The organism is Christiangramia sp., from assembly GCF_029937855.1.
Lineage (GTDB): Bacteria > Bacteroidota > Bacteroidia > Flavobacteriales > Flavobacteriaceae > Christiangramia.
The window spans coordinates 92375-117965 of the sequence record NZ_JAPYPC010000006.1; the positions used below are offsets into that span (position 1 = coordinate 92375).

At 37.0% G+C, this 25591-nt stretch carries 25 protein-coding genes; 12 read left to right on the top strand and 13 right to left on the bottom strand.

From position 1 onward, the window contains the following. Positions 1 to 2 precede the first annotated feature (2 nt). The 3 genes from Q1K34_RS05250 to Q1K34_RS05260 are packed head-to-tail and all read right to left on the bottom strand — an operon-like array spanning position 3 to position 2963. Entirely contained in the window at positions 3 to 2405 is a 2403-nt protein-coding gene (locus Q1K34_RS05250) for a TraG family conjugative transposon ATPase (protein ID WP_300435464.1), read from the bottom strand. Then, on the bottom strand, positions 2392 to 2676 hold the full coding sequence (locus tag Q1K34_RS05255; RefSeq protein WP_300435467.1) for a hypothetical protein: 285 nt from the start codon (positions 2674 to 2676) through the stop codon (positions 2392 to 2394). The genes Q1K34_RS05250 and Q1K34_RS05255 overlap by 14 nt, the downstream gene beginning before the upstream one ends. Next, the gene (locus Q1K34_RS05260) at positions 2676 to 2963 is read right to left on the bottom strand and encodes a hypothetical protein (RefSeq protein ID WP_300435470.1); all 288 of its coding nucleotides are present in this window, start codon (positions 2961 to 2963) and stop codon (positions 2676 to 2678) included. Before Q1K34_RS05260 ends, Q1K34_RS05255 begins: the two co-directional genes overlap by 1 nt. Positions 2964 to 3152: 189 nt before the next feature. Here Q1K34_RS05260 and Q1K34_RS05265 point away from each other — a divergent pair, with 189 nt between their 5' ends. Next, entirely contained in the window at positions 3153 to 3797 is a 645-nt protein-coding gene (locus Q1K34_RS05265; protein WP_300435472.1) for an N-acetylmuramoyl-L-alanine amidase, read from the top strand. Between the two features lie 99 nt (positions 3798 to 3896). On the opposite strand, the gene Q1K34_RS05270 is transcribed toward Q1K34_RS05265, so the two are convergent. The 9 genes from Q1K34_RS05270 to Q1K34_RS05305 form a co-directional block, all read right to left on the bottom strand. Beyond that, on the bottom strand, positions 3897 to 4559 hold the full coding sequence (locus Q1K34_RS05270; RefSeq protein ID WP_300435475.1) for an ATPase: 663 nt from the start codon (positions 4557 to 4559) through the stop codon (positions 3897 to 3899). After that, entirely contained in the window at positions 4543 to 5295 is a 753-nt protein-coding gene (locus Q1K34_RS05275; RefSeq protein ID WP_300435478.1) for a hypothetical protein, read from the bottom strand. The genes Q1K34_RS05270 and Q1K34_RS05275 overlap by 17 nt, the downstream gene beginning before the upstream one ends. Before the next feature lie 3 nt (positions 5296 to 5298). Then, a complete protein-coding gene (locus Q1K34_RS05280; protein ID WP_300435480.1) occupies positions 5299 to 5583 on the bottom strand; it encodes a helix-turn-helix domain-containing protein in 285 nt (94 codons plus the stop codon). Positions 5584 to 5896: 313 nt separating this feature from the next. Continuing rightward, the gene (locus Q1K34_RS05285; RefSeq protein ID WP_300435483.1) at positions 5897 to 6733 is read right to left on the bottom strand and encodes an RteC domain-containing protein; all 837 of its coding nucleotides are present in this window, start codon (positions 6731 to 6733) and stop codon (positions 5897 to 5899) included. Between the two features lie 197 nt (positions 6734 to 6930). Further along, complete coding sequence (locus tag Q1K34_RS05290; RefSeq protein ID WP_300435486.1) at positions 6931 to 7758, bottom strand: LuxR C-terminal-related transcriptional regulator; 828 nt, start codon at positions 7756 to 7758, stop codon at positions 6931 to 6933. Between the two features lie 95 nt (positions 7759 to 7853). Beyond that, positions 7854 to 8333 (bottom strand): asparaginase domain-containing protein, encoded by a 480-nt coding sequence (locus Q1K34_RS05295; protein WP_300435488.1) that lies wholly within the window; start codon positions 8331 to 8333, stop codon positions 7854 to 7856. A 38-nt stretch (positions 8334 to 8371) separates the two neighbouring features. Further along, positions 8372 to 9511 (bottom strand): formylglycine-generating enzyme family protein, encoded by a 1140-nt coding sequence (locus Q1K34_RS05300; RefSeq protein ID WP_300435490.1) that lies wholly within the window; start codon positions 9509 to 9511, stop codon positions 8372 to 8374. 547 nt (positions 9512 to 10058) lie between these two features. Next, positions 10059 to 10244 (bottom strand): transposase, encoded by a 186-nt coding sequence (locus tag Q1K34_RS18010; protein ID WP_367183304.1) that lies wholly within the window; start codon positions 10242 to 10244, stop codon positions 10059 to 10061. Positions 10245 to 10291: 47 nt separating this feature from the next. Further along, positions 10292 to 10504, bottom strand: a complete 213-nt coding sequence (locus Q1K34_RS05305) for a hypothetical protein (RefSeq protein WP_300435492.1) — start codon at positions 10502 to 10504, stop codon at positions 10292 to 10294. A gap of 838 nt (positions 10505 to 11342) precedes the next feature. On the opposite strand from Q1K34_RS05305, the gene Q1K34_RS05310 reads away from it, so the two are divergent. From Q1K34_RS05310 to Q1K34_RS05325, 4 genes are all read left to right on the top strand, one after another. Beyond that, a complete protein-coding gene (locus Q1K34_RS05310; protein ID WP_300435494.1) occupies positions 11343 to 11513 on the top strand; it encodes a carboxypeptidase-like regulatory domain-containing protein in 171 nt (56 codons plus the stop codon). 72 nt (positions 11514 to 11585) lie between these two features. Then, entirely contained in the window at positions 11586 to 11750 is a 165-nt protein-coding gene (locus tag Q1K34_RS05315; RefSeq protein ID WP_300435496.1) for a hypothetical protein, read from the top strand. Between the two features lie 87 nt (positions 11751 to 11837). Next, positions 11838 to 12050 (top strand): hypothetical protein, encoded by a 213-nt coding sequence (locus tag Q1K34_RS05320; protein ID WP_300435498.1) that lies wholly within the window; start codon positions 11838 to 11840, stop codon positions 12048 to 12050. Between the two features lie 202 nt (positions 12051 to 12252). Next, the gene (locus Q1K34_RS05325; RefSeq protein ID WP_300435500.1) at positions 12253 to 13983 is read left to right on the top strand and encodes a M1 family metallopeptidase; all 1731 of its coding nucleotides are present in this window, start codon (positions 12253 to 12255) and stop codon (positions 13981 to 13983) included. A gap of 23 nt (positions 13984 to 14006) precedes the next feature. Here the strand turns inward: Q1K34_RS05325 and Q1K34_RS05330 are convergent, their stop codons facing one another. Next, positions 14007 to 14477 carry an Lrp/AsnC family transcriptional regulator gene (locus tag Q1K34_RS05330; RefSeq protein WP_300435502.1) on the bottom strand — a complete coding sequence of 157 codons (471 nt, stop codon included), beginning with the start codon at positions 14475 to 14477 and terminating at the stop codon, positions 14007 to 14009. A 194-nt stretch (positions 14478 to 14671) separates the two neighbouring features. Here Q1K34_RS05330 and Q1K34_RS05335 point away from each other — a divergent pair, with 194 nt between their 5' ends. From Q1K34_RS05335 to Q1K34_RS05365, 7 genes are all read left to right on the top strand, one after another. Continuing rightward, positions 14672 to 17800, top strand: coding sequence for a SusC/RagA family TonB-linked outer membrane protein (locus Q1K34_RS05335; protein WP_300435504.1), 3129 nt, complete (start codon positions 14672 to 14674; stop codon positions 17798 to 17800). A gap of 11 nt (positions 17801 to 17811) precedes the next feature. Beyond that, on the top strand, positions 17812 to 19311 hold the full coding sequence (locus Q1K34_RS05340; protein ID WP_300435506.1) for a SusD/RagB family nutrient-binding outer membrane lipoprotein: 1500 nt from the start codon (positions 17812 to 17814) through the stop codon (positions 19309 to 19311). Positions 19312 to 19324: 13 nt separating this feature from the next. Further along, complete coding sequence (locus tag Q1K34_RS05345) at positions 19325 to 19855, top strand: hypothetical protein (protein WP_300435508.1); 531 nt, start codon at positions 19325 to 19327, stop codon at positions 19853 to 19855. A 333-nt stretch (positions 19856 to 20188) separates the two neighbouring features. Continuing rightward, the gene (locus Q1K34_RS05350; RefSeq protein ID WP_300435510.1) at positions 20189 to 21094 is read left to right on the top strand and encodes an IS1595 family transposase; all 906 of its coding nucleotides are present in this window, start codon (positions 20189 to 20191) and stop codon (positions 21092 to 21094) included. Positions 21095 to 21541: 447 nt separating this feature from the next. Continuing rightward, positions 21542 to 23011 (top strand): CoA-acylating methylmalonate-semialdehyde dehydrogenase, encoded by a 1470-nt coding sequence (locus Q1K34_RS05355; RefSeq protein ID WP_300435512.1) that lies wholly within the window; start codon positions 21542 to 21544, stop codon positions 23009 to 23011. Positions 23012 to 23045: 34 nt separating this feature from the next. Continuing rightward, a complete protein-coding gene (locus tag Q1K34_RS05360) occupies positions 23046 to 24380 on the top strand; it encodes an aminotransferase class III-fold pyridoxal phosphate-dependent enzyme (protein WP_300435515.1) in 1335 nt (444 codons plus the stop codon). Positions 24381 to 24397: 17 nt separating this feature from the next. Next, positions 24398 to 25591, top strand: a complete 1194-nt coding sequence (locus Q1K34_RS05365) for a P1 family peptidase (protein WP_300435517.1) — start codon at positions 24398 to 24400, stop codon at positions 25589 to 25591.

The following is a 25591-nucleotide window of genomic DNA, read 5'->3' on the forward strand; positions in this document are numbered from 1 at the left end:
TTCTAATTTTTAGATGAATATTCCGTGATTGCTTTTTCCATATTTTGATGTCGCTCATAGAGCTTCATTATAGCGTCGTTTTCTTGTCCGTCTGTGAGATAGGCGGCGTAAACTTCCCTGGGAACTTCAAGCCGGAAAATGTTACTTTCCTTACCAATCTTGATAAACATTTCTGTGTACTTACGTGCTCCTGTAAGGTTGTTCTTGATGGACTTTAATTGGTTCAAATCATGGCTTGATAGGTTGAGTCGCCTGACCAATTCTGCATATCCTTTTTCGTTATTCAGGCTATAAATAACCTGTGTATTTTCCAATATGCTGGCGGATGTAGAGTTTTGAGGGAGCTGATTGATGGATTGAAGAATAATTCCAATCGCCCCATTCTGTTTCCGAATAGCCTGATAGTAGAATTCCACACTTTCCAGTACGTTTTCAAATTTTAGTTGCTTGGCAAATTCGTCGAATAGGATGATCCCTTTTTCAGCACGGTTCTTCCAAATTGTTCGTTGTATAGCTGACTTTATCAGTTTCAACATTACGGATAGGATTTCCTTATTGTCTTTGACTTCATCCAGTTCAAAAACAATCAATCGTTTGTCTTCAATTTTATAGGTCTGGTCTTCGCTCACCTCAAAGAGAAAACTATATAAACCATTGCCGACATACTCCGACATGATGTGTAAGAAGTTGGTAATATTAAAGTAGTCAGGATGGATTTTAAGGGTATCCAGAAGGTCGTTTTGGTTCCGCTCGATAAAATGATAGAAACCATCCAACGAGTGATCTTCTGAAGTACTATCGTAATAATAGCGTAGTATCTTTTTGACCGAAACTGATTGTGCTTTGGTGACTTTCAGATCGGAAGTAAAGAGCTCGAACAGAAACACCGATAGATCTTCCAGCCGTTCCGGTGTCAGGTCATTTGTATGGCTGATGTAAAATGGATTAATGCCCAGATTCTTTCCACTTTCATAGCGGAGCACGGTATATTGTCCAGGATAAAGTTTGGCAAATTTGGTATAAGAACCTCCCAAATCAATGATGACCAGGCGAACCCCACTTTCAAAGTATTGACGTAGGATGTTATTAGCCAAAAAAGATTTGCCCTCACCTGTTGGTGCAAAAATGGCAAAGTTCCGTGCCTTGATACGTTTCTTTTGTTCGTCCCAGACATCTTTAAGAACAGGAATGTTATGTTCCCGGTCGTTAAAGATGATTCCAGTTGAATCCGATTTGTAGTTGGTATTATTGATGAAAAGACAAAGCGCGTGTTTTAAATCGGTTACATATAAATCTTCGTTGGAAAAATTAGTCGAAAAGCAACAATAACTGTTTAGTATATAATTCTTGCGTTCTTCTCCACGGGGATAGTAGGGGATAATATCAAGTTCTTTAAGCTCCGTTTTTATTTTAGAACCGATTCGACTTAGATTTTCAGGTTTCTTGTCCCAGAAAACTATGTTTAAATGGCCACGGATTATCCGGGCATTGTCATCTGCATTGATCTGGTCAAGGATATGCTGGATTTTTCCCAGAACCATTTTATTCTGAGAACCGAAATTGGAACTCTTGTTCAATTCCTCGACCTTCTTGTCGAGCAGCTTGCGCCATTTTTGTTTATCGTCCAGATACAGGATCTGGTTGACAATATGGTTTTCTTTCAGTGTAAGCCCTAAACCATCAATAAACCCCTGATGAAATACAAAATCGTCAGATGTGAATTTCTCATTGGTTTTGCTACTCTGTACACTTTCGCCAAAGCACAGTTCGCTATTGATGGCCAGGGCATCAAAATAATTTTCTCCAATATTGACGTTTGACTTTTCTAACAGAATATCGGTATCAAAACCTTCGTTAAAGCCATTGAAATACCCGTTGGTCAGCTCATCGATTCCATTTGCTTCAAGCGGAATAATTTCCATTTTTCTGCTATTATTGATAAAGGAAACTGAATCACTTACCGACCCTATAAAACTGTTTACATTATCGTCCATTTGCCGTTCAATACCTTTTGTAAGCTTTCGGAATGGGTTGACATACTTTGGATTGTTCAAAGTTTTATTTTTCGTCAATATGAAAAATAGACAGCAGCGATGTTTCATATATTTCATTCCCTGGAAATGATCATGCGTAGCTTTTTCCAAAAAAGTTTTATTTGGTAGTTTATCGGAAGAATAGGCCTTTTTTAAATAGATGTCCTGTTTGTGAACCACAGTGCCAACTGGAAGGGATTTTAATGCCTGAAACCAGCTTCCGTGGATTTCTTCAAAATCTTTTTCGGATAGGGAATAGATCTCAGGTAGTATTACTTCATAACATAAGACCACATTGCCGTTCGTGGCAAAAATTATATTGTCCTGAATATCTGCAATGGGTCGATATTTTGAAAGATTAATCTTGTCCATAATAAAAGCCTGAGTTTTGTTTGTTGCTGATAATTTTTGGAAAAGCTTTTGCCGTTTGTAAGAATTGTGGATTGTTGGTTATCCGAGTCAATGATATATAGACTGCTGTATTAAATACCATTGCAGTAATAATTATCCTAAAACTGAAAGAGAAGATGATGACCAGGAGCGAAGCGATAATGGAAATCATCATCAATGCGAACAGGGAAATAGGTAATCCAAAAATGACCGCCCGTTTCCTGATGTTTTTATAGACCTCAAATTTTTTCATTATACAACGATTGAGATTAGATAGGTAAAGATTCCTACAACTGCGCCTGCAATAAGCACAAAGACCAGTATTCGGGTGATCCCTTTTTTGAGGTCTGCATTCTCTCCAAAGAAATGTCCTGCATTAAAAAGGAAACCAATGAGGAAAATAACCCCTAGAATAATTGGGAAAATGGTTCGAATGGTATTGGACACATCATCAACAGAATCTTCGATGCCTCCAATTTGAGCGAAAAGTGACGAGGAGAGCAACGAAAGAAAAGTTACTAGGTAGATTGATTTTTTCATAACTGAAAATTTTAAATTTTTGATTCATTTTCGTTATAAGAAAAGTACATATATTTGTTTTTAAATAACTGATAATCAAATAATTGTGAATAAAATATTATTTAAATTCAAATAAATTCGGATGGTGTTATTTGACATTAAATTCTATGAAATTTGGATAGTAAGTTGTTGATAACCCGAAAAGTAAAAATGAAGGAAGTGCTCAAAAACGTCAGTTTTATAATTTTGCTCTTAAAAATGTGTTTCATTTTTGGGCAGGAAATACCGAATCAAAAAATAATAGTTATTGATCCGGGACACGGTGGAAAAGATTCTGGTGCAATTGGTGTAAATGGCATCCAAGAAAAGGATGTTGTTTTGAATATTGCCAATGCTATTTTGAAGCTAAATAATGAATTAGATAAACCTTTGGATATTTACTTAACCAGGTACACAGATACACTAATTTCTTTATCGGATAGGACGAAGTTGGCCAAAGCTTTAAAAGCTGATATGTTTCTGTCCTTGCATTGTAATCATTCCGGTAATTCAGATGTCCGAGGTATTGAAGTATATGTGGCTAACGCTGAATCAAATTATTCACAGGAATCCATCTGGCTGGCTTTTCAATTACAGACTACATTAAAAAATCAATTAGGATTTGAAAGCAGAGGTGTGAAGTTTGCCAATTTTCAGGTTTTAAGAGAAACGGTTGAATATTGTTCAGCGCTTTTAATTGAATTTGGTTTTCTTTCCAATGTTGATGAGGCAGTCTATTTTTCTGAAAGTTCAAATTTCACATTTACTGCACTAAATATTTTGAAAGGAATTAATAACTACCTAAAAAAAATATGATGAAAGAGGCATTCTTAAAAGTTGTATTAAGTATTCGGGACCTATGTAAGGAGTTTTTTGTTGAGTTATTTTCATTACTAAGGTCTTAAGAAGCTCACTTTATTTTCGTTTATCCCGAGCATCCTTATCAAAAGAGATTAAATTAAATAGTTCTCTCATCCTGCTGCGCACACGATCACCATAGCGCTCTTCCAACTTTTCTGCACCTAAATTTGTGGTCGCATGAGTAATGATTTTATATTTAGTTTGTAAATACAATTCATAACGTGACAAAAGAACCTCTCCCATCACGTTCAAATCTTTTCCGTAGAATCGTCCATCCGGTTCTACGCCAAGGTCATCAAAACAGAAAGATTTTGTGTTTCCGTAATCTTCAATGGTTTTAAAACCTAAATGGTTGAAGCTAAAAATTACATTGCGACAAGGGATCATCTCATAAGGCTTTTGCAATGGAACAATATATTTCAATAATTTCATGAGGCTGGTTTTGCCACATCCCACCGGACCGGATAATAGAATTCCTTTGTGAATATCAATATCATATTTTTTACAGATATCATGATCCTTAATGAAATAGGAGCAGAGTTTTAGTAATATATTTTTATCTTCTTCATAGATTTTAAATTTTTCCCCAAAAAGCAACTTTCCCTTTGCATTCAGGTAAATCAGTATTCTTGGAAAATCGTAAAGCACAGATTTTCCATCAAACTTACCGAGCGAATATTCCACGCCGCCTTCGTTTATTTTAGAGGGGTTCTCCATAATCTTCAGTTTTAGGTGTTCTTAAGTAGTCCCATTTTTGGGACGCTCGTTTTATGTTTGGTTTGATTTCTTTAGCAAATAATTCTGTTCGGTCCATCCAGTCCATGGCCAACGCACGCCAATCTCGAACTTCTTCCCCATCGCTAGTTTTCCAATTCTTAGCTTGGTAGTGATCAAAGAATTTTTTTCCTTCATCAGCATCAAAACTTTTTTCTTTAAAAAAAATAATAACGGCCTGCCTGCCCTTTGGCTGTTTATTAATGTTTACTTGTTTAGTATTGTTTATATTAGATACCAGTGCTTGTCCACTCACGGGACGGTTCGGGCCCACTACCTGTCCATTAATGGGATTGTGCTGGTTCAGTACTGGTTCACAAATGGGACGGTACTGTTCCGCCACCTGTTCTAATATGGGATCGTACTGTCCCATAACAGGTTCATCACTTGTCCCTATAATGGCCATCTTGATCTTACTTCCTTTAAAGGGATTGTTGGAGGGAAAATAGAAGAGATAGTTCCAGGAATGTAGATTAGTAATACATCTATGATAGGTAGTTTTGGATCCTATTTTAGCCACACGCATGAGTTCTCTACGATTTACATAGAATTCATCTGCAAAGCGACTGCTGTTCCATTCCTGAAACAAGGCCATATACAGGCTAATATGGGTGGGATTCAGGCGGTCATCAAAATAAAACGTTGAAAAAGCCGCGTTAAGTAGCTTAATATAATTCATAGCTTATAAGTCAAAATTATGATGCACCTTATTTTCGGCCATAAGCTTTTGAATTTCTTCAATATCGTAATAGATGATTCCTCCTACTTTGGAGTATGGCAAGGTTCCGTTGATACGTAGGTTTTGAAGAGTGCCTGGACTTATCTGTAGGAGGGCCATAACTTCAGAAGATTTTAAATATTTTTTGAGGGTCCCCTCAGCTTTCTTGGTTAGGAGTTCTTTTATCTCATCAAGCAATTCAAGCTTGAATTCCCTGAGATCATCGGTGGTAATAATACTTGTTGGCATAATAGAATGATTTTTTAAATTAAGGGACTACCAAAAGGTTAAACTTTTTAATTGACAGCCCCTGCATTGATTTGACTTTCATTCTACAAATTTGATTAGGATTATTGGGTTTTCTTCCCCAGTACGACCATAGTAGGGTCAAAATTTAACATATTGAAATTTACTCTAATTTGTACTGTTTTGGGGTCATGTCTGATCTTTTTAATTATAAATAGAAACAAATTCTATAAAAATTTTGCACTAGGTTTAATTACCATAGGTCTATCATAGTAGGGTCTTTTTTTAACATTAAAAGGGGATAGATGTAAGAGGCTTATTCTTCGCTTTTGTCCATTTCAAAAAGTAGGGAAGTGGCCATGCGATCAAGGAAAATTGTCCTGCTTATTTTCCTGTTCTTCATATAACGATAACCTTTGTATATATCTTTTGGTTCATAATCAAATACTTCCTGAAGCTTCTGCGATACCTGAATTATACTAAGTTCTTTCTGCTTTTTCAGACCGACAGCCCAAAGAGCATAGACCAACTCCACCCAATCTGCATTGGAAAACGGCCAGGGTATTTTTTCGGTAGGATGAAGGTTTATCCTATTACCGTTCAAATTATTTTTGAGTTTGAATAATCGCTCTTCCAGATAATTAACCAACGAATTATTAGCTTTGAGTTGGCCTAAAAGCATATCCCTTGGTGTAGAAAAATCTGGATCTTGAAAATAGAATTTTGAAATATTTAAATGATAGCTTCCCATGTAATCCCTCGTATAATATTCTTTATCAAAATAAAGAGCTCGTGAATTGGCATATTTGTCAAAATCCAGATTTTGCAAAAAGAAACGGTTGAGCTTATGGATTTTCTTCTTGATAAATTTGAGCTGGTAGTTTTTATCGGCCTTTGGGAATTGAATTTCAAAAGAATGAATCTCTGAAAAATATATTAGTTGAACCAATGGAATTTGTTTGGTAACCTTGAAAAAATTGATTTCAGATTCAATCGATTCAAAACCTTTGGAGACAATTTCCTTTTTATAAATGTAGAGTGTATTACGACATAGTTGAATAGAACGATAAGCTCGCTCTACAATTAGATCATTTTTCAGCTGAATATCTTTTAATTTTTTTAAAAATTTTTCTGATTCTAATTGTAAATCCATCTCCCACCAATTTAGCCTTTAAAGAATCCTTTGAAATCATCAACCTTAAAGATAATTTCTGCCTGCAAAAACCACTAAATAATATGGCGTATTTCATTAGGTGAAACCCGTATTTTTATACGGAATTCTATGTGAAGACTTATTATTAATTTTGAAAGTTGAGGACTATTGTAAGTTTTGAGGATAAACATCAACTTTCAATCTTCTTTCTTAAGAAAACGATCAAGAAATTCTCTTTTGTTTTTTAGTCCTGATTTTCTAAAGATATTAGATGCATGTTTGGACACTGTACTTTCTGCAATGAAAAGATCTTTAGCGATTTCCTTGTAGGGTGTTTCCGATAAAATAAATAACGCAATTTCAAATTCTCTTCTGGTTAAATTTTGAAAAATGATTTTGGTCTTGACTGGATCTTGATTTGGATCACTATTAAAGTTTATTATCCTACGGAGTTTTTCTTGATTTTTGAGGAAATAGAGATATCTGTTAATTTCAAGGGCTGTAATAACATAGAATGCAAAATTCATTATGGTAAAAGTTAACCATTGGTAATCACCTATTACAGTTAAAATGGGTAATAAGACAATACAACCTATGCTTATTGTAGCCAGCTTCTTTCGTCTTCTAAAAAAGGAATTTGGATTCTGAATCCTCGATATTCTTTTATAAAAGAGTCCGAGAAAAACAAAACCTAAAAAGGATATCGGGATCGTGAACAGGATCCGTGCAGCATCTAGCGAATGGGTAAGGAAATAAGGTATTAAGAATAATAAGATAAAACCTACACTTAAGATTATTGCAATATTCTGGATACTGAAATAATGTTTTATAAAAACAATATCATAATCTTTATAGAGATAATAAATAAGGTAGGTGCATAGTGCAATAGCGACTCCATAGGTAATGACATATTGAAGAATGAGAGGCTGAAGAAAGTCTTTTATAGGTAAAAATCCGCCAGTTAAATTATAAGCAACATATAAACAGCCAAGAATAATATATCGTCTGTGGCTTAGACGCCTCATTTTTGCATTTTGAAATATAGCAATGATCACTATTGTTGAGTCTAACAATAGGTAGAAAAAAGTCGTCCAATGTATTGAGGTGCCAAACATTTCGCTTATTCATTAGGCTCAAATTTATTGGTTTCTAAATTCTTGGTAACGTTGCTCCAATGAAACACTTGTCCGTTCATAGCGATATAAACGTCTGATTTTAGAAATTGTAGTGCGCTAATTGCATATCCTAAATTAAACGGTGCATCTGTATTTTTTTCAGTTCCTAAAATAAAAGAACCTACAAGCACTATAGTTTTATTCAGGCTACGGTTGCCTATATATTTTGCGGTATGTTCCATAGTGAAAGTACCGTGCGTAATCAATATTTTTTCTGAATCAGATAATTGGATACTTTTAACCAGCTTCGCACGGTCTTCCTCAGTTATAGAACGACTATCCTTTCTTATAGCTTCTTCAATGATAAATTGGAAAGAAACATTTGCTGATTCAAGAAAATCTTGAATAGAAGCAGTTGCTTTATTTTTATTTAAATCCCGATCCAGACCTTCTATAGTTCCTCCTGTGGTGATTATATGTATCATAGCGTAAGAGGTTTCTTATAAAGATAAGGTTTAAAATTTTAATTTAAACTATCCCGAAGCATTTCCGGTTTAACCACGGTTCTAAATCCTAAATGTTCCTGTGAGGAATCCAGTGCATTTGCCATACGGGCAGATATTCTGTAACTGGCGCAGTAAGAAGCATTACACAAATAAGAACCACCTTTGATGACCTTTTCGGGGGCCATAGCATTGGGATTAAACCACTCTGACGCTCCTTCCGGGTTTTTAACCATACTTTTTTCACTTATATCTTTGTAATAATTTGTATTGTACCAGTCCTGGGTAAACTCCCAAACGTTGCCAGCCATATCATATAATCCATATGGATTGGGGGGATACGATTTTACCGGTGCTTTTCCTTCAAAACCGTCAACGAGGGTATTGGAAGTTGGAAATTCCCCTTCCCATGAATTTGCCATTTCAGGTAATTTTTCCGAATCGGTGCCCCAGGTAAAAATAGCATCTTCTTTTCCTCCTCGGGCTGCGATTTCCCATTCGGCCTCCGTAGGCAACCTTCTTCCGGCCCATTTGGCATAAGCTTGTGCATCTTCAAAGGTAATATGTACTACAGGGTAATTCTCTTTGCCCTCTATACTGCTCCCTGGTCCATTGGGATGTTTCCAATTTGCACCAATAGTCCAGTTCCACCATTGTGAATAATCATATAGATTGGGAACGCTGCTTTTTGTTTTTTTAAAAGTAAGCGATCCGGGCTGTAAGATTGAATCTGCAGGTTTTGGAGTGCCTGGTGGCAGTTGTTTCTTCATTTCTTCCCAATTTATAGGCTTTTCAGCAACAGTTACATATCCCGTTTCCTCAACAAACTCTTGAAATTCAGCATTGGTTACTTCATTCTTATCCATAAAGAATCCGTCAACAGCTACCTCGTGTGCCGGTTTTTCGTGGTTCATTGCCATTTCATCGTTTTTTCGGGCTCCCTGTACGAAGGTTCCTCCCGGAATCCAAACCATTCCTTCCGGGGTTTCAGTATCTGAAGGTTTTTTGGGACTCCCTTTAATAGCAGGAACTGTAATATCTTCAGAATTTACAGTTTCTTTATTTTCATTTTTACAAGAGGAGATAATTAAAGAATAAATAAGAAATAAGAAGATTATTTTTAAGATTGAAGACTTGTTTTTATTTAATAAATATTTCATTCTTTATAATTGAGATTATTAATTGCGTTTATTTTAAGGCTCTTTCCAAGAGTCATCATAACACTTCCCGGAATTATGAAAACTGTAGAGGCCAATTCGATAATCGAAATTTCCGTCATGCTTTAAATAAATTCTGAACTTGTCCTTTTAACCTGCTTGCCGGTGAAGAATATTTTTATTGTATCAAAAGTAGTTAAAAACTTGCACTTTAGTGGATTTGGCTTAAGTTTTTAAAGAAATTAAAAAGTAGTTTCTAATAATTTTCTTCATTAGTTTCCGGTAAAGATACGGATTAAGATTTATTGGTTGGTTTAACCAATAGGACCGTTTTTTTTGACTCAAATAGCAAGGGCGTAGCTAAAAGAATGAAAGTTGTGTATCTGGTGGTTTTCTAGTAAGGTGATCCTATTTTTGGGTTGGTTTTTCCCGAAACTAAACAGGTCTATATAGCTCATTAAATGCAAGCGTCCCATCATGATCATTTTTGAATTAACCAGATCTTCTTTGTCCTTTTTTCACTACCAACAAATAGCTGTACGATAAGCCCTCACAATATTTGTGTTTTAATGGCATTGGGGCTGTCTCCAGAGAAATTCTTGAGGGGAAAATTTTGTTTGAGGCGATTGAACATTGTTTCTATCTTCCATCTGTGTTTATATATTTCCCATTTCTTTGGGCTGAACAAAAAGTTATTGGACAAGAACTCGTATACTTTCTGGTTCTTTTCATCCATATAGACTATTGTGCCTTAACTCTATGGTCAATTCTTTTTTTTAACGGTTATGATCTTATAATCCGCATTTCCTTTTGCCGTGTTACAAAATAAATATCCTGGCTTGTATAGTCAAAATACTGCCGGTAATCATAGGCTTTATCGAATACCACGAAAGAACCTTTTTGGATTTCAAGTTCTTTCAGAAAGGTGTGGGTAGCAGCATTGCTAAAGCGAACAAGACGAGGAACGTCCTTCATGACATTAATCATCGTATGCATCTTAATACCACCTTTTTCTTCCCGTTTATAAGATTACGTCCAACTCCCTTTAATATATCGCTGAAGAGGCTAATGGTGGTTGAATCCACAATCTTCAAGTGCTCAACAGGAAACCTTAGCGAACTGCTGTCCGATAAAAACCGGGCATATTTATTAAAAACTCATAATAGATAGTGGCAAAGACCTCGCTGTAGCGATTCGCATTGACATCCGATAGTGGACTACGCTTAGGAAAATTGTTAGGTCCTAGATGACTAAGCTTGTCCTCACAAGATAGTTCACGCCAAGAACTCCCTTTCCTGATAGCAACGGCGAGGGAAGTGTAGATTTTTTTCAGGAAAATAAAATAGCTGCTAAACATCAAATCTTTCATAGGTACTCGCAAAAACGCAGTAATGATACAAATATAGATAGGAATAATTACCATACTCGCTCTAGAGGCATTCAAGGCCATAGCCAAGTACCAATGGTATTTATTCAGCTCGGTCTTTTAAGATTGAATTTATTTGTAAAAGTGGAATTGTAAAACTCAATCATCCATTTCAAAATTGTATAGGAGATTCTATTTTGAGATATAACAAAAAGTAGGCTTACATCAATGAAAATGGTGAATTTACTCTATATTAAAAATTTTACAGTTAAACACCTAAAAAAATATAAAAAATGTTTTTTAATTTGTTTATGGGATTAAATATGCATTATTTCGTTAAATAACTGTAAAAATTATTCATAATTTAAATGGTTTTTCACAGCGAGTAAAAATCTTTTATGAAAATTTTTTCTAATCATTTTAATTCTTTGCCTGACCTGTTTTCAGGTTAATGCTCAGGACCTTGTTGTGTCGGGTAGAGTAAACTCTGAGGAGGATGGTTTGCCATTACCTGGGGTTAATGTAACACTTGAAGGTATGGATGTAGGAGCGGTTACTGATTTTGATGGTAATTATTCTATTGAAGTTCCGGAAGGTGCAAATATCTTAATTTTTTCTTTTGTTGGTTTTGTTTCCTAGGAAGTAAAAATAAATGGAAGAACTACTATAAATGTAGTTCTTACTCCAAATCAGGAGCAACTTTCAGAAGTAGTGGTCACTGGATACGGGGAAAGAGATAGGAGTTCTTTTATAGGTTCTGCTTCGGTATTAGGGAACGAACAAATTGAAGATCATCCCTTTGGGAATGTTGAGCAGGCTTTACAGGGAAATGTAGCAGGTCCTTCAGAGCAACTATTAATGACCGTGAGATGTTAGATGAGGAACTATTTTCAGAAATAGTAAATCCCAAAAAGATTCCAGCCAGAAAGTATCAAATGATAGTTTAAGATATGATAACGGATTTTGGTTTTTTACGTTGAAGGAACAGATCTAGGTACAAAAAACGGCGGTATTCCATATATGCCCGGTTACGGAGGGATCAAGATAATTTTGTTGCCCAATAATACGGTGTACTATTATTTCAGCGATAATTTTGATAATGTATGGAAGAAGGAGTGTATGAGTCTAATAGAATTTGGTCCTTTTGTGATGAAAATAATTCTTCCGAATAAATAATGTAATTTAATATCCTATGTTAGTTAATCCTCTGAAATTTCAAATCTGTTCAGTATTGTTTGTCTTTTTTTGCTGGACTGGTTCTTCCCAGTCCGAAGATTTTTTCATTCCGCTTAACCTAAAAAAGGCATATGAATATGGGACGAGAGCAATGAATGGAGAACCCGGTGAAAACTATTGGCAAAATTCAGCTGACTATAAGATGGAAATAATTTTTGATCCTGATACCAGAGAATTAAATGGCTCTTCAAAAATTTCCTATTCCAACAATAGTCCTGATACTTTAAGTGAGATAGTCATCCACACATTCCCTAATATCTTCAAAAGCGGAAGTGCCAGGGATAGGGATATTTATGATTCTGATGTTTCCAAAGGGCTTATTTTGGAAGAGTTGAAAATTGGGAATGAGTTAGTTATAAATAATGTCAAGAACCAGAATGGCAAACAAATCTATTCAGAAGCCACTTTTACAGTTATTCCTTTAAAAATACCAATGTTGCCTAACTCAAAAACTGAGTTGGTGGTGGTTTGGAATTATACTTTGAACAAAGAAACACATCTTCGCACCGGCCAGACAAGTGATACCGGATTTATGATAGCCTATTTTTTCCCCAGGATCGCCGTGTATGATGATATTGACGGATGGAATAAATACGCATATACCGGAAATACTGAATTTTATAATGATTTTGGTGACTTTGAAGTTGAGATAAGCGTACCGGAGAATTACCTGGTTTGGGCCACCGGGCAATTAACCAATCCTTCCGAAGTATTGAAGGATAAATTTTATGAACGTTTTAAAGCTGCCCAAAAATCTGAACAAAAAATCGCTATCGTTGACTTTTCTGATATAGGAAAAGACATAACCTTATCAAAAACAGACAATACCTGGAAATACAGCGCGAAAAAGGTACCTGACTTTGCCTTTGCAACAGCAAAAAATTATATCTGGGGGGCACGCAGTGTAGATGTTAACAGGGAAAGCGACCGGCTATTGACTATTCATACAGCCTATGATCCCAAATCAAAGGATTTTAAGAAAGTTAATGAATTTACGAAAGAATCAATAGAATATATGACATCGGTATTTCCTAAAGTCGATTTTCCTTTTGAAAACCATACTGTTTTTAACGGATTAGGAATGATGGAGTACCCTATGATGGCCAATGATAGATCTTTTGAGGATTTACATCGAAGCCGATGGCTTACCCACCATGAAACCTTTCATTCTTATTTTCCCTTTCTTACAGGTTTAAATGAAACGAAATATGCCTGGCTGGATGAAGGATTGGCCATGTATGGAACCAATGAATTTTTGAGAAGTATAAATTCTCCACTTAAAGATGAGATAGGTTTTCAAAACTTTGACGGAAGAATAGGATATGATTCAGATTTTCCCATTTTTGCAGTATCAAAATATCTCAAAAATCCCACCTATTACAACAACTCTTATCCAAAGGCAACAGCTTTTTTTCTGGTGATAAGGGAATATTTAGGGCAGGAAGAATTTACTTCTTTTATTCAGAAGTTTGTTAGTGTCTGGAAGGGGAAACATCCTACAGCCCTTGATTTTCTTTTTTTACTCAATGAATCAACCCCCGAAGATTTAACCTGGCTAATAAAACCCTGGATTTTTGAATTTGGTTACGTCGATCTTTCTATTGGAAATGTGACTTCTACTGAAGAAGGTTATAAGATCAATATTGAAAATAAGGGTAATTATCCTGTGCCTGTGTACTTAGATGTCACCTATAAAGATGGAACTACAGCTAACATATTAAGGCCAGTAAGGGTATGGCAAAACGGAGAAAAGAACTTCCTGATTTCGCTTGGGACGAATAAGGAAATTCAAAAATTAGTTTTAAGGGATATTAGTCTGATTGATGCGAATCCTGGAAATAATATTTTTACTTTTAAAACAAGGTCGCCATAGTACCTCCGCAAAAGGTCAAAAGACTATTTCAACAAATTCAGGTCAGGCTGGGCAAATTTAAGCACTCGCAAATACATATTAGAAGCGCTGTTATAAACACCGTCAATGGAAGAAATTCGCTTATTAATTACTTCAATAAGGTGATTATTGTCGCGGCACATCACATCGATTTCTAAATCATAGTCACCCGATGTTATTGCTAAAAAGCTAACTTCTCTAAATTCCAGGAGCTTATTAGCTACATCATCAATTTTATTTGCTGGGCGAACCGCAATTTTAATATTTGCATAAGCATTAAACCCGAGCTTGTCTGGATTAACCCTGCCGAGGATATGAATGGTTTTATCCTCGATTAATTTGGTGACTCTAGTTCTAATTGTGCTAATTGAAGCTCCTGTTTCCTTAGCCATCACAGTAAAAGAAGCCCTTCCGTCATTTTGTAAGTAAGACATGATTGTAAAATCAAGTTCATCGAGAGAATTATTTAAATCCATTGTATCATGTTATATATGAGCAAATTTAAGTAAAAATTGGCATTTAGGCCTTTCTAAAACACATAGTTTAAAAAATGCAATTTAGTGCTGTAAAAAAAATAAAATTATTTTTTTTGAATATTTTTTTGCAAAAAAGTTTTTTATTAAGAAAAATTTAGCAATTTTAGTGTTCTAATTAATTTCAATCAGAAGCAATGAAAAAAAGATTAAAATCAATTTTAGTACTGTTTGCTGTTTTGATAGTGCATATCTCATCTGCACAACAAGAAAAAACTATAACAGGAACAGTAATAGACGGAGATGGCTTACCTCTTCCTGGAGTAAACGTTCTGGTTAAAAATACAAATAGGGGGGTACAAACAGATTTTGATGGGAATTACACAATTCAAGCAGCTGAAGGGGAGGTGCTGGTCTTTTCTTTCCTCGGTCTTTCTACTGGAGAATATACAGTAGGCGATACAAGTATTATCGATGTGGTTATGGAAGCAGGAGAATCTCAATTAGATGAGGTGGTGGTTACCGCATTGGGAATTGAAAGAAAGCCAAAAGAACTTTCTTATTCTGTTTCCTCACTGGATGAAGAGGAACTAACAAATACCAAGTCAGTCAATGCAGCAACTGCCATGATAGGTAAAGTTTCAGGTTTACAAATTAATACCACAAATAATGGGGTGAATCCAAATACCAGAGTGGTATTAAGAGGGAACAGATCTCTGTTAGGTAATAATGAAGCTCTTATTGTAGTAGATGGTTTTCCAGCTCCTAGAGGAGTTTTAGATCAAATTAACCCTAATGACATTAAAGAAATGACCATTCTTAAAGGCGCTAATGCTTCTGCTTTATATGGATCTGATGCCGCAAATGGTGTAATTGTGATCACCACCAAAAAAGGTAATGGCAAGTTAACTGTCACTTATAATACCAACTACGAGCAACAGTCAGTAGCTTATCTTCCTGAGTTTCAGGATGAATTTGGACCAGGAGGATTCCCAGATGGTACTTTTTACCCCCTGGAAAATGTGAACTGGGGACCACGTTTTGATGGACGACCGGCTGCCATTAGTGAAGTTCTTTTAGATGGTTCGGTATTGGAAGCACCCTATTCACCCATTGAAAATAGGAATGAAAATTTTTTTGATACGGGCAGTACCATAAGGCATGGTATAACCATAGGAGGAGGAGATGAAAAAGGTGATTTGCTACTTTCAGTAGATCATACTAATACAAAAGGAATTATACCTAAAGATAGATATAATAGAACAAATTTCCGGGTAAAAGGTAGTCGTACCTATGAGAATTTAACTATAGGAGGGAATGTTTCATTTTTTAGAAGTCATAGAAATATTGTTGGAAATGGGGGGCGACAGGGAAGGCCGGTTTATTGGAATGTCCTCAATACACCCTTAAACGTTCCTCTTACTGAATTGAAAGACTGGCGTACAGGAAGGTTTACGAGAAATGAGGTCTCTTTTTTCCGCTTTTATGAAAATCCTTATTTTATTATAGACACACAAAGGTGGAAATACGATAGCAGCGAATTTATTGCTTTGGCAGATATTAATTACAAGTTCAATGAGTGGATCAACGCTACAATTAGAGTAGGACATACAGTAGATGTTAATGAATTTAAACAGGAATTTGGAGCTTATACGTATGCATTTAGACTACCTGATGCATATGCTAATGGTATTCCAGAATATGGCGCTAGTACAGCAGATAACTTGAATACATCCTCTAGAACAAATAGCGATTTTCTTTTAAATTTTAACCGTGAAATTGCTGATAATTTTTCTGCTAATCTTACTTTAGGACATAATTTGAGGATTCAAAGTTTTAGAAGGGTAAATGTAAGTGGGCAAGATTTAATTATCCCAGATTTCTATAATGTTTCTACAAGAACTGGAAACTTAGAAGGAGGTGAATTCAGTTCACAATATAGAAAGATGGGTGTCTATGGTGATCTCACATTAGGTTATAGCGACTTTTTATTTTTAAACGCAACAGCTCGAAATGATTGGTCTTCTACCTTATCTCAGGAGAATAGGTCTTTTTTCTATCCTGGCGTCGGGATTTCGTTTATACCTACCGAGGCTTTTCCTCAATTAATAGGGGATCAGGGAATCAGTTATTTAAAATTTAGTGCCAATATAACTAAAACGGGAAATGATCCTGGTGTTTACCAAAACGCGAGTACTTTTTTTGCTCCTCAAGAATCTTTTGCCGGCAATCCAGGCACGGGATTTTTTCCATATGGATCCACTCCTGGTCTTTCACAATCGGGAATAGATAGAGACCCTGATTTAAGCCCTGAATTTACTACTTCCAAGGAGGCAGGTATAGAATTTGGTTTCTTTAAGAACAGATTTACCGGGAATGTAACTGTTTACCAAACCAATTCTACGGACCAAATAATACCTGTAAATATATCCCTTGCTTCAGGAGCTTCGAGTCGTATTATTAATATTGGTGAAGTGGAAAATAGAGGGTTGGAAGTTGATTTTAATGCCCGCATACTTCAAACCGATGATTTTTCTTGGAAAATAGGAGGTAATTATTCTGGTTTCAAATCAGAGGTAAAGTCATTGGCTGAAGGTGTGGATCAACTGTCTATTGGGGGAATTGCTACGGCAGAAATAGTGGCCAGGGTAGGAGAACCTTTTCCTTTACTAAGTACTACCGCTTACGAAAGGGATGATGAGGGAAGGGTAGTTGTTGGAGCAAATGGAAATCCAATCCAAGCCGGTGGCAATGAAATAATGGGTAAAACTGTGCCAGATTATGTAGTAGGTGTAAATACAAATATCACTTTTAAAAATTTCAATTTATATGCCGTGGCAGATTATAGGACCGGCCATGTATTTTATAATAACCTTGTAAATGCATTGCGATTTACAGGATTGGCTCAGCATAGTGCCAGCTCCAATAGGCAACCATTTGTATTTCCAAACTCTTCCTATGCGGATGGAAATGGCGGATTTGTGGAAAACACCAATAGGCCAACCACCAGTGGGGGTTTTAATTTCTTTAACGGTACTTATGGTTCCATTAACGAGAATTATGTTACAGATGCGACCGTTTTAAAATTAAGGGAAGTTTTATTATCTTATAACTTTGGTGGAGACCTTTTAAATACTTTAAACCTTCAAACCTTCTCTTTAGGTTTGTATGGTAGAAACCTCCTCACTATCAGGCCAGCAGAAAATGTTTATACCGATCCTGAATTTAACCGTGATACTAGTAATGCAAATGAAATTGGTTTTGGCACACAAACGCAATCACCGCCAACAAGACAGTATGGAATTACCCTAACGGCAAAATTTTAAAAATTTAAATTATGAAGGCAAAACTTATAAAATCAACTTTAATGATTCTGTTTTTGCTGCTTATTGGCTGCAGCACTGATAGTTTTCTGGACGTTAATGACAATCCTAATGATCCACCAATTTCTACGCCACAACTTGCCTTACCCGTGGCCCAGCAAAGCTTTGCCTCATTAAATGCAACCTGGATGACCTATTTGGGGCAGTGGTTTGTATACAACTGGGCTTCACCATCAGACTGGTCAGCAAATGGGGATTTGAAAAGATACAACATAGACAATACATTTTTCAGTGTTATTTTTGAGCAATCCTATGGTCCCATTTTTAGGAATCTTACCTATGCCGAAAATTATGAAGACCCTAGTGGGGCAGTAGATTATAGTGCTTATGATGTAATTTCTGAAACAATAAAAGGTTTTCAGTATCAGTACCTAGTAGATTTGTATGGGGATATTCCCTTTACCGAGGCTAATTTCAGAGGGGAAAATCCTACTCCTGCCTATGATGATGCTGAATTTGTTTATAAAAGCGTTATTGATTCTTTAACTTCTGCTGCAACACTTTCGCTTGACCTTCCTGAAAATGTGGAGAATCCAGGTTCCCAAGATATTATTTTTGGAGGGGATATGACTAGGTGGGCACGATTTGCCAATACTATTAAACTCCGTATGTTGGTGCGGTTAAGTAATACCAACCAGGATCAATACATTCAAAATCAAATAGCTTCCATAAATGCCAATAGCGCAGGATATATTCAGGCAGATGTAAACGCTAATCCGGGTTATTCTGATAATTCAGGACAGCAAAATCCTTTTTATGGATTTGTAGGAGCGGGTCCCTCCAACACCCAAATTAGTCGGGAAGATTATACAGTGGCTACAGATTTTGCAATTGATTATTTAAAAGAAACCAATGACCCGCGTTTAAGCAGAATATATGCGCCAGCAGCCAGTACGGGTGAGTTTAAGGGCGTTCCTCAGGCAACATCTTTAACACTTCAGGGCAATAGGGCTGATGAGGTATCTAAAATAGGTCCTGGTTTGGTCAAGAGTTCTGAACAGGATCAACCTATCATGCTACTTGCCGAAGCTTTGTTTTTACAAGCTGAAGCTATGGTAAGAGGCTATATTCCAGGTGGCGATAGTGGAGCACAGGAATTATATGAAATGGGCATAGAAGCTTCTTTTGAATTTTTAGGTGTTGAGGGTGGAGCTGAAGCTGCAGCTGAATATTATAATCAAAATATTGAAAATGTAGGATGGGCTGCCTCACCTAATAAAATAGAAGCAATCATCACCCAAAAATATGTTGCTTTAAACGGTACTTCTTCTATTGAAGCCTGGATTGAACTTACCCGAACTGGTTATCCTGAAGGGGTTCCGGTTGCCCGGGAATCTGGCGGTGTTCGCCCGGTAAGGTTGTTGTACCCAGCTTCAGAAGTTTCAAGAAATGCTAATAATGTACCGGAGCAAACAGCTCAGGATGTGTTTACTAACCCACCATTTTGGAAATAAAAATTTATAAAAAATGAAAAATATATTTAATTTAAAACTTATCCCTTTCCTTATATTTGGTAGTTTATTTTTTAGCGCTTGCTTGGTAGATGATGATATTGTTAGGGATTATGGTAATGGGCCTAACCTTGTTGGTTTTCAAAGCACATCAACTACTCTTACTGTTGAGGTTGGCAGCGCTGAATCTTCTCTGGGAATCCCGCTTAGACTAATAGGCCCTTCTGTTTTTGAGCAAAATGAGGATGTAACTGTTGAAATTTCGGTTGGCCCTGGTTCAACTGCAGAGGAAGGGGTGCATTATCGTCTTGATTCTAATACGGTTCAGTTTGATGTTCCAGGTGGGATAGATGTAGTTACAGGTGAGTTGCCAATTACTATTTTAACGGAGGGGATCAATGGACCTTTAGAAAACAATCCTGTACTTAATCTTACAATTACATCAGTATCTTCAGAAGCTGATGTTGTAATTAACGAAAAAACAACTACTACTACGGTCACAATAGAATATATAAATCCTGAAGAGGAAACTGAGAGCTCTAATTGAATGAAATAGCATTCAAAACTGGGAGCTTTTTTTAGTTATATATGTCGAAGCGGTTTGGTAGGTTGAATTACGCCAGCTATTTAAACTATTTCCAATATCTTCCAAACCGCCTTGGCATTAGTAAACTGAAGGGGTGGGACAGGTATTTCCAGAGGCTCTAAATTTAAATATTTTTTTTATTAGTCATGTTGCACAACCTAATAATACATAATATCAACTTTAGAATTGATTGCTAAATTCGGAAATTATCTCTAAGGAATAATTCTGAAATTGAATATCCGCAAACACTCATAATATAAATATTTACTGTAAATTTCCTGAAAAATTACTGCTATGAATCTATTTACTTTTACAGCAAATTTTGATAGTGAAGAGTCCTGCCGTATTCATTTTAAAGAGCAGCGGGATAAAATCGGGATTGTCTGCAAGTGCGGAGGCCAGGAACACTTTTGGATAAAAAGCAGGTGGAGCTATGAGTGCAAACAATGCAGGAGCAGGATCTCCCTTCGCAGTGGGACGATCATGCAAAGTTCAAAACTTTCTTTTTTGACCTGGTACAAAACCATGTTTTTGATGAGCGCCACTAAAAAAGGATTTTCCAGTAAAGAGATCCAGACCCAGCTAGGCTTGAAAAGATATGAACCGGTCTGGGCGATGGTGCACAAAATACGAAAAGCGATGGGCAACAGGGATGCCCGCTATACTTTAGAAGGAATGGTTGAGATGGATGAAGGTTATTTCACAGTGGAATCATCTGAAGTAGAACAGGATAAAGGCCTGCGTGGGCGGGGAGCTGCCGGAAAACAAAATGTGGCCATCATGGCAGAATCCACTCCTTTGGAAGATATAAAGACCGGGAAAAAATCAAGACAGGCCGGCTACTTTAAGGCAAAGGTTCTCACCAGCCATGCGGCAGAGGAAATTAATAAAACGGTACGTGAATCTATTGATGAAAAGAGTATCGTATTTACCGACAAAAGCACCTCCTATGTGGATATAGCTGATTATGTGGAACTTCATATAACTGAAAAATCCAACAAGGATACTACCAAAGAAACATTAAAATGGGTGCACCTTGCCATCAGCAATGCAAAGAGAAACCTGCTAGGGAACTACCACAAAATCAAGGGAAAATATTTACAACTATACCTAAATGAATTTGTCTATAAATTGAACCGTAGGTATTTTGGAGAACGCCTCTTTGACCGGCTCATAATTGCTAATATTACAGGATTATGACTTTAAACGGATATTCAAATTCTGAAATAAATATGTGTATGGAAAAAACGCAATCAATTGCTTTCTATCAAGTTAATTTACACGGTTTATCATTTTGCGTTTTTATCTTAAAAATTAGGTTAATAGATTATGAACCCTAAGATGAATCAAAAAATTGTCACTAATATTTTGTTCTATTTGAATTAAATAGAGTTGGACTTTTGATTACTTCCCAAAGTCTTTAAAGATTAAAATAACCTTTCCAATAACTATAAAGTTTGTACTGATACGGTATTAAATTTATTATATGGAATAACTTTTCATGGAATATTAAAATAAAAAATAATTTTTGCATTTATGTGACTAATAAAATAATATTTGTTTTTTTTGTATATTATTTTGCAAAATATATTGTTTTAAATACATTTATAAAAAAATTTACATAATTTACTATAAAAGATTGAAAGTATGGGGAATCAAAATTTTAAATATCCAGAAATACAAAATTTTCTAAATGGCGCATTTGAAAATGGCGCTTTAGAAACTATGGAGGTTCGCTCCCCTTTAAATGGTAATCTTCTTTCCTCTGTACCTTTGTCAAACAGAAAAGTTCTTGATGAGGCTGTGGAATTCGCAGAAAAAGCATTTCCAGGGTGGAGGGACACGCCAATTAAAGAAAGATCGCAAATATTTTATAAATATCGCTCCTTACTGCAAGAGAATCTGGAAGAATTGACGGCTCTGGTTCGGGAGGAGAATGGAAAAACTTATGGTGAGGCCAAAGCTGAAATTGAAAAAAGCATGGAATTAACTGAATTTGCCTGTTCCATACCACAATTAATAGGTGATGAGATTTTGGAAGTTAGCCGGGGTGTGGAATGCAGGGTAGAAAGAAGACCACTTGGAGTGGTTGCCAGTATTGTACCTTTCAATTTTCCCAGTATGGTACCGCACTGGACCATCCCAAATGCATTGATGCTAGGTAATACAATGATTGTAAAACCTTCAGAAAAAGTGCCATTAAGCCTTGTTAGAGTAGCTGAATTGCTAAAGGAATCCGGCTTACCCGATGGTGTGTTTAACATTGTAAACGGGGACAGGGAAATTGTAGAGGCAATTTGTGATCATCCGGCAATTAAAGCCGTGTCTTTTGTGGGTTCTACAAATGTGGCCAAACTGGTTTATAAGAGGGCCACTTCAAATCTGAAAAGGGCACTGGCTTTGGGGGGAGCAAAGAATCATCTTGTAGTACTTCCTGATGCCCAAATTGATATGACAGCTAATAATGTGATTGCCTCCGTTACAGGTTGTGCGGGACAAAGATGTATGGCGGCTGCGGCCATGCTGGCGGTAGGCGAGACTGATCCTGTTATTGAAAAGATATGTGAAGCTGCAAGGAAACTGGTGCCGGGAGAAAATTTAGGCGCTGTTATTAGCAAGGAAGCGAAAGAGCGTATCGAGCGCTATATAACTGAATCAGAAGAACAAGGTGCAAAAATATTAGTAGATGGCCGCAATGCTAAAGTGGAAGGAGCCGAAGGGGGATATTATGTAGGCGCCACAGTAATTGATTATGTTACCCCAGATATGGCTATTGCAAAAGAGGAAGTTTTTGGACCGGTTTTATCTATAATCCGTACTAAAGATGTTTCGGAAGCCATGGCCATCGAAAATGCCAATCCTTATGGAAATGCCGCCGCTGTTTTCACGCAGAGTGGTGGAGCAGCACGCCAGGTAATAGAGAAAGCCTCAGCAGGAATGGTCGGGGTAAATATCGGAGTACCAGTGCCCAGGGAGCCGTTTTCTTTTGGGGGGTGGAATGACTCAAAATTCGGTGCCCTGGATATAACCGGAAAGAGTTCCATAGAATTCTGGACGCAGCTCAAAAAAGTGACCACTAAATGGAATGCTGAAGCCGGTATAAACTGGATGAGCTAATTTTTCTGAAATATAAAACTTAATCTCGCTAATCATGTCATTATTACAGGCCGATCAACAAACTATATTGGATAATAATTTAAATCATACACTATTTTCCTGGTCCAAACAAAAAGGAATTTCCCCTTTATTGATTGAAAAAGCAAAAGGGGTTTATCTTCACACTTACGACGGAAAGAAAATTATCGATTTTTCTTCCGGACTTATGAATGTCAATATTGGGCATGGGCATCAACGGGTTACTCGGGCAGTGGTAGACCAAATGGAAAAAGTAAGTTATGTAACCCCGGCCTGTGCCACTGAAGTACGTGGCGAATTGGGAAAAAAGCTGGCTGAAATATGCCCCGGTGATCTCAATAAGGCTTTTTTTACCGTATGTGGCGCCACGGCTATTGAAAATGCCATTAAACTGGCGCGGTTATATACTGGCCGGCACAAAATATTGACGCGTTATCGCTCCTATCATGGATCTACTATGGGAGCCATGAGCGCAGGGGGTGATCCCAGAAAGCATAAAGTGGATGTTCACCAGGGGACTAATTTTGTTCATTTTGAAATTCCTTATGAATACAGGTCATCAGGAAAAAACTGGGAAAAAGAATGCGAGGAACAATTGGAACGAATTATTGCTTACGAAGGCCATGATAATATAGCGGCCATTATGATGGAAGGGGAATCAGGTTCTTCGGGATGCCTTAAACTTCCTCCCGGTTATTGGAAAAAGCTCAGGGAAATCTGTGATAAATACGGAATATTACTTATTGCTGATGAGGTTATGAGTGGATTTGGACGCACCGGGAAGTGGTTCGGTGTAGATAATTACGAAGTGGTCCCGGATCTTATGGCAATGGCCAAAGGGCTCACGAGTGGGTATTTGCCATTAGGGTGCTTAATGGTCAGCGATAAAATCGCTGCAAAATTTGACGAAGAAACCCTAGCTCTCGGCCTTACTTATTCTGCCCATGCTACTGCCTGTGCCGCAGCCTTGGAAGTAATTAAGATTTATGAGGATGAAAATCTACTGGAAAATGCCAGGGATATGGGACGGTATATTGAATCGGAAATTAAAAAATTGAAAGAAAAGCATCCTTCTATAGGTGATTTTCGCAATACGGGATTATTGGGATGCCTCGAACTTGTAAAAAATCGGAATACCAGAGAACCAATGGCTCCTTTTAATGCCAAACCAGAAGAGATGGAGGTTATCAACAAGGTGGCTGCCAAAATTAAGGAATTAGGTATGTACACCTTCGTTAGGTGGGGCTATATTTTTGTAGCGCCGCCCCTTTGCATCAACAAGGAAGAAATAGATGAAGGGCTGGCCATAATTTCTGAAGCATTAAAAATTGCAGATGCTTCTACAGTTTAAATTTTAAATAATTCAACATGACAATTTTTTCAGTTAAAAAATTAATTCCGCAAATCCTATTTTTATTTATTATAAGTTTTGCTATTGCACAACAGGAGGAAAGGGCAAGGGATTTAGGTATCCCTTTTGAGGGAGAACCGGGAAAATTTAATGCTATTACAGATGTTCCCGGTGTGGAAGTAGGCTTAACCACTATCATTGAAGGTGAAGGTGCATTAAGAACGGGTAAAGGCCCGGTGCGCACTGGCGTAACTGCCATCCTTCCACGCGGCAAAACTTATGACCCAGTGTTCGCGGGCTGGTATTCTTTTAACGGAAACGGAGAAATGACAGGTACTACCTGGGTAGAAGAATCCGGGTTTCTTGAGGGGCCGGTAATGATAACAAATACCCATAGTGTAGGAACAGTTAGGGATGCCGTAATTGAATGGCAGTTTCAGAATAAGTTTTTTCAGCCTCTTAACGGCACCAAAGATGTTTTCTGGGCTTTACCGGTAGTTGCCGAAACTTATGATGGAATTCTAAATGATATCAATGGATTTCACGTAAAAAAAGAACATGCTTTCCAGGCGTTGGACAGTGCAAAAACGGGATTTATAAAAGAAGGTGGGGTTGGTGGTGGTACAGGAATGATAGCTCACGGATTTAAAGGGGGAACAGGAACATCTTCCAGGATTATTGAAATTGATGGAAACAAATATACTGTAGGGGTTTTGGTGCAGGCAAATTACGGCAGCCGGAGAGACCTTACCATAGGAGGAGTGCCTGTAGGAAGTGAAATTGACGTTCCTCAGAACAAAGTAAAACTGGGTAGTGAACCTGAAGGGGACACGGGTTCAATTATCGTTATTGTGGCCACAGATGCCCCATTGATGCCTCATCAGTTAAAACGACTTGCCAGGCGGGTACCGGTTGGAATTGCAAAAGTTGGTGGTTATGGCGGAAATGGTTCGGGGGATATATTCCTCGCCTTTTCTACCGCAAATGAAGATGCTTCCAATCGTTCAGAAAATCAATCTATCAATACCATTCCCAATGACTGGATGAACCCGTTCTTTAAAGCAACCGCCCATGCTACTGAAGAAGCCATTATTAATGCGATAATTGCGGGTGAAACTATGGAGGGGATCAACGGAAACATTATCTATGAACTTCCTCACGACAAGCTTATTGAATTGTTGAAAAAATACAACCGATATTCCCCTAAATAA

Coding starts and splice junctions, on each gene's coding strand:
- Q1K34_RS05250 (WP_300435464.1), bottom strand. CDS start 2,405: ATGGACAAGATTAATCTTTCAAAATATCGACCCATTGCAGATATTCAG.
- Q1K34_RS05255 (WP_300435467.1), bottom strand. CDS start 2,676: ATGAAAAAATTTGAGGTCTATAAAAACATCAGGAAACGGGCGGTCATT.
- Q1K34_RS05260 (WP_300435470.1), bottom strand. CDS start 2,963: ATGAAAAAATCAATCTACCTAGTAACTTTTCTTTCGTTGCTCTCCTCG.
- Q1K34_RS05265 (WP_300435472.1), top strand. CDS start 3,153: ATGAAGGAAGTGCTCAAAAACGTCAGTTTTATAATTTTGCTCTTAAAA.
- Q1K34_RS05270 (WP_300435475.1), bottom strand. CDS start 4,559: ATGGAGAACCCCTCTAAAATAAACGAAGGCGGCGTGGAATATTCGCTC.
- Q1K34_RS05275 (WP_300435478.1), bottom strand. CDS start 5,295: ATGAATTATATTAAGCTACTTAACGCGGCTTTTTCAACGTTTTATTTT.
- Q1K34_RS05280 (WP_300435480.1), bottom strand. CDS start 5,583: ATGCCAACAAGTATTATTACCACCGATGATCTCAGGGAATTCAAGCTT.
- Q1K34_RS05285 (WP_300435483.1), bottom strand. CDS start 6,733: ATGGATTTACAATTAGAATCAGAAAAATTTTTAAAAAAATTAAAAGAT.
- Q1K34_RS05290 (WP_300435486.1), bottom strand. CDS start 7,758: ATGAGGCGTCTAAGCCACAGACGATATATTATTCTTGGCTGTTTATAT.
- Q1K34_RS05295 (WP_300435488.1), bottom strand. CDS start 8,333: ATGATACATATAATCACCACAGGAGGAACTATAGAAGGTCTGGATCGG.
- Q1K34_RS05300 (WP_300435490.1), bottom strand. CDS start 9,511: ATGAAATATTTATTAAATAAAAACAAGTCTTCAATCTTAAAAATAATC.
- Q1K34_RS18010 (WP_367183304.1), bottom strand. CDS start 10,244: ATGGATGAAAAGAACCAGAAAGTATACGAGTTCTTGTCCAATAACTTT.
- Q1K34_RS05305 (WP_300435492.1), bottom strand. CDS start 10,504: ATGCATACGATGATTAATGTCATGAAGGACGTTCCTCGTCTTGTTCGC.
- Q1K34_RS05325 (WP_300435500.1), top strand. CDS start 12,253: ATGGAAATAATTTTTGATCCTGATACCAGAGAATTAAATGGCTCTTCA.
- Q1K34_RS05330 (WP_300435502.1), bottom strand. CDS start 14,477: ATGGATTTAAATAATTCTCTCGATGAACTTGATTTTACAATCATGTCT.
- Q1K34_RS05335 (WP_300435504.1), top strand. CDS start 14,672: ATGAAAAAAAGATTAAAATCAATTTTAGTACTGTTTGCTGTTTTGATA.
- Q1K34_RS05340 (WP_300435506.1), top strand. CDS start 17,812: ATGAAGGCAAAACTTATAAAATCAACTTTAATGATTCTGTTTTTGCTG.
- Q1K34_RS05345 (WP_300435508.1), top strand. CDS start 19,325: ATGAAAAATATATTTAATTTAAAACTTATCCCTTTCCTTATATTTGGT.
- Q1K34_RS05350 (WP_300435510.1), top strand. CDS start 20,189: ATGAATCTATTTACTTTTACAGCAAATTTTGATAGTGAAGAGTCCTGC.
- Q1K34_RS05355 (WP_300435512.1), top strand. CDS start 21,542: ATGGGGAATCAAAATTTTAAATATCCAGAAATACAAAATTTTCTAAAT.
- Q1K34_RS05360 (WP_300435515.1), top strand. CDS start 23,046: ATGTCATTATTACAGGCCGATCAACAAACTATATTGGATAATAATTTA.
- Q1K34_RS05365 (WP_300435517.1), top strand. CDS start 24,398: ATGACAATTTTTTCAGTTAAAAAATTAATTCCGCAAATCCTATTTTTA.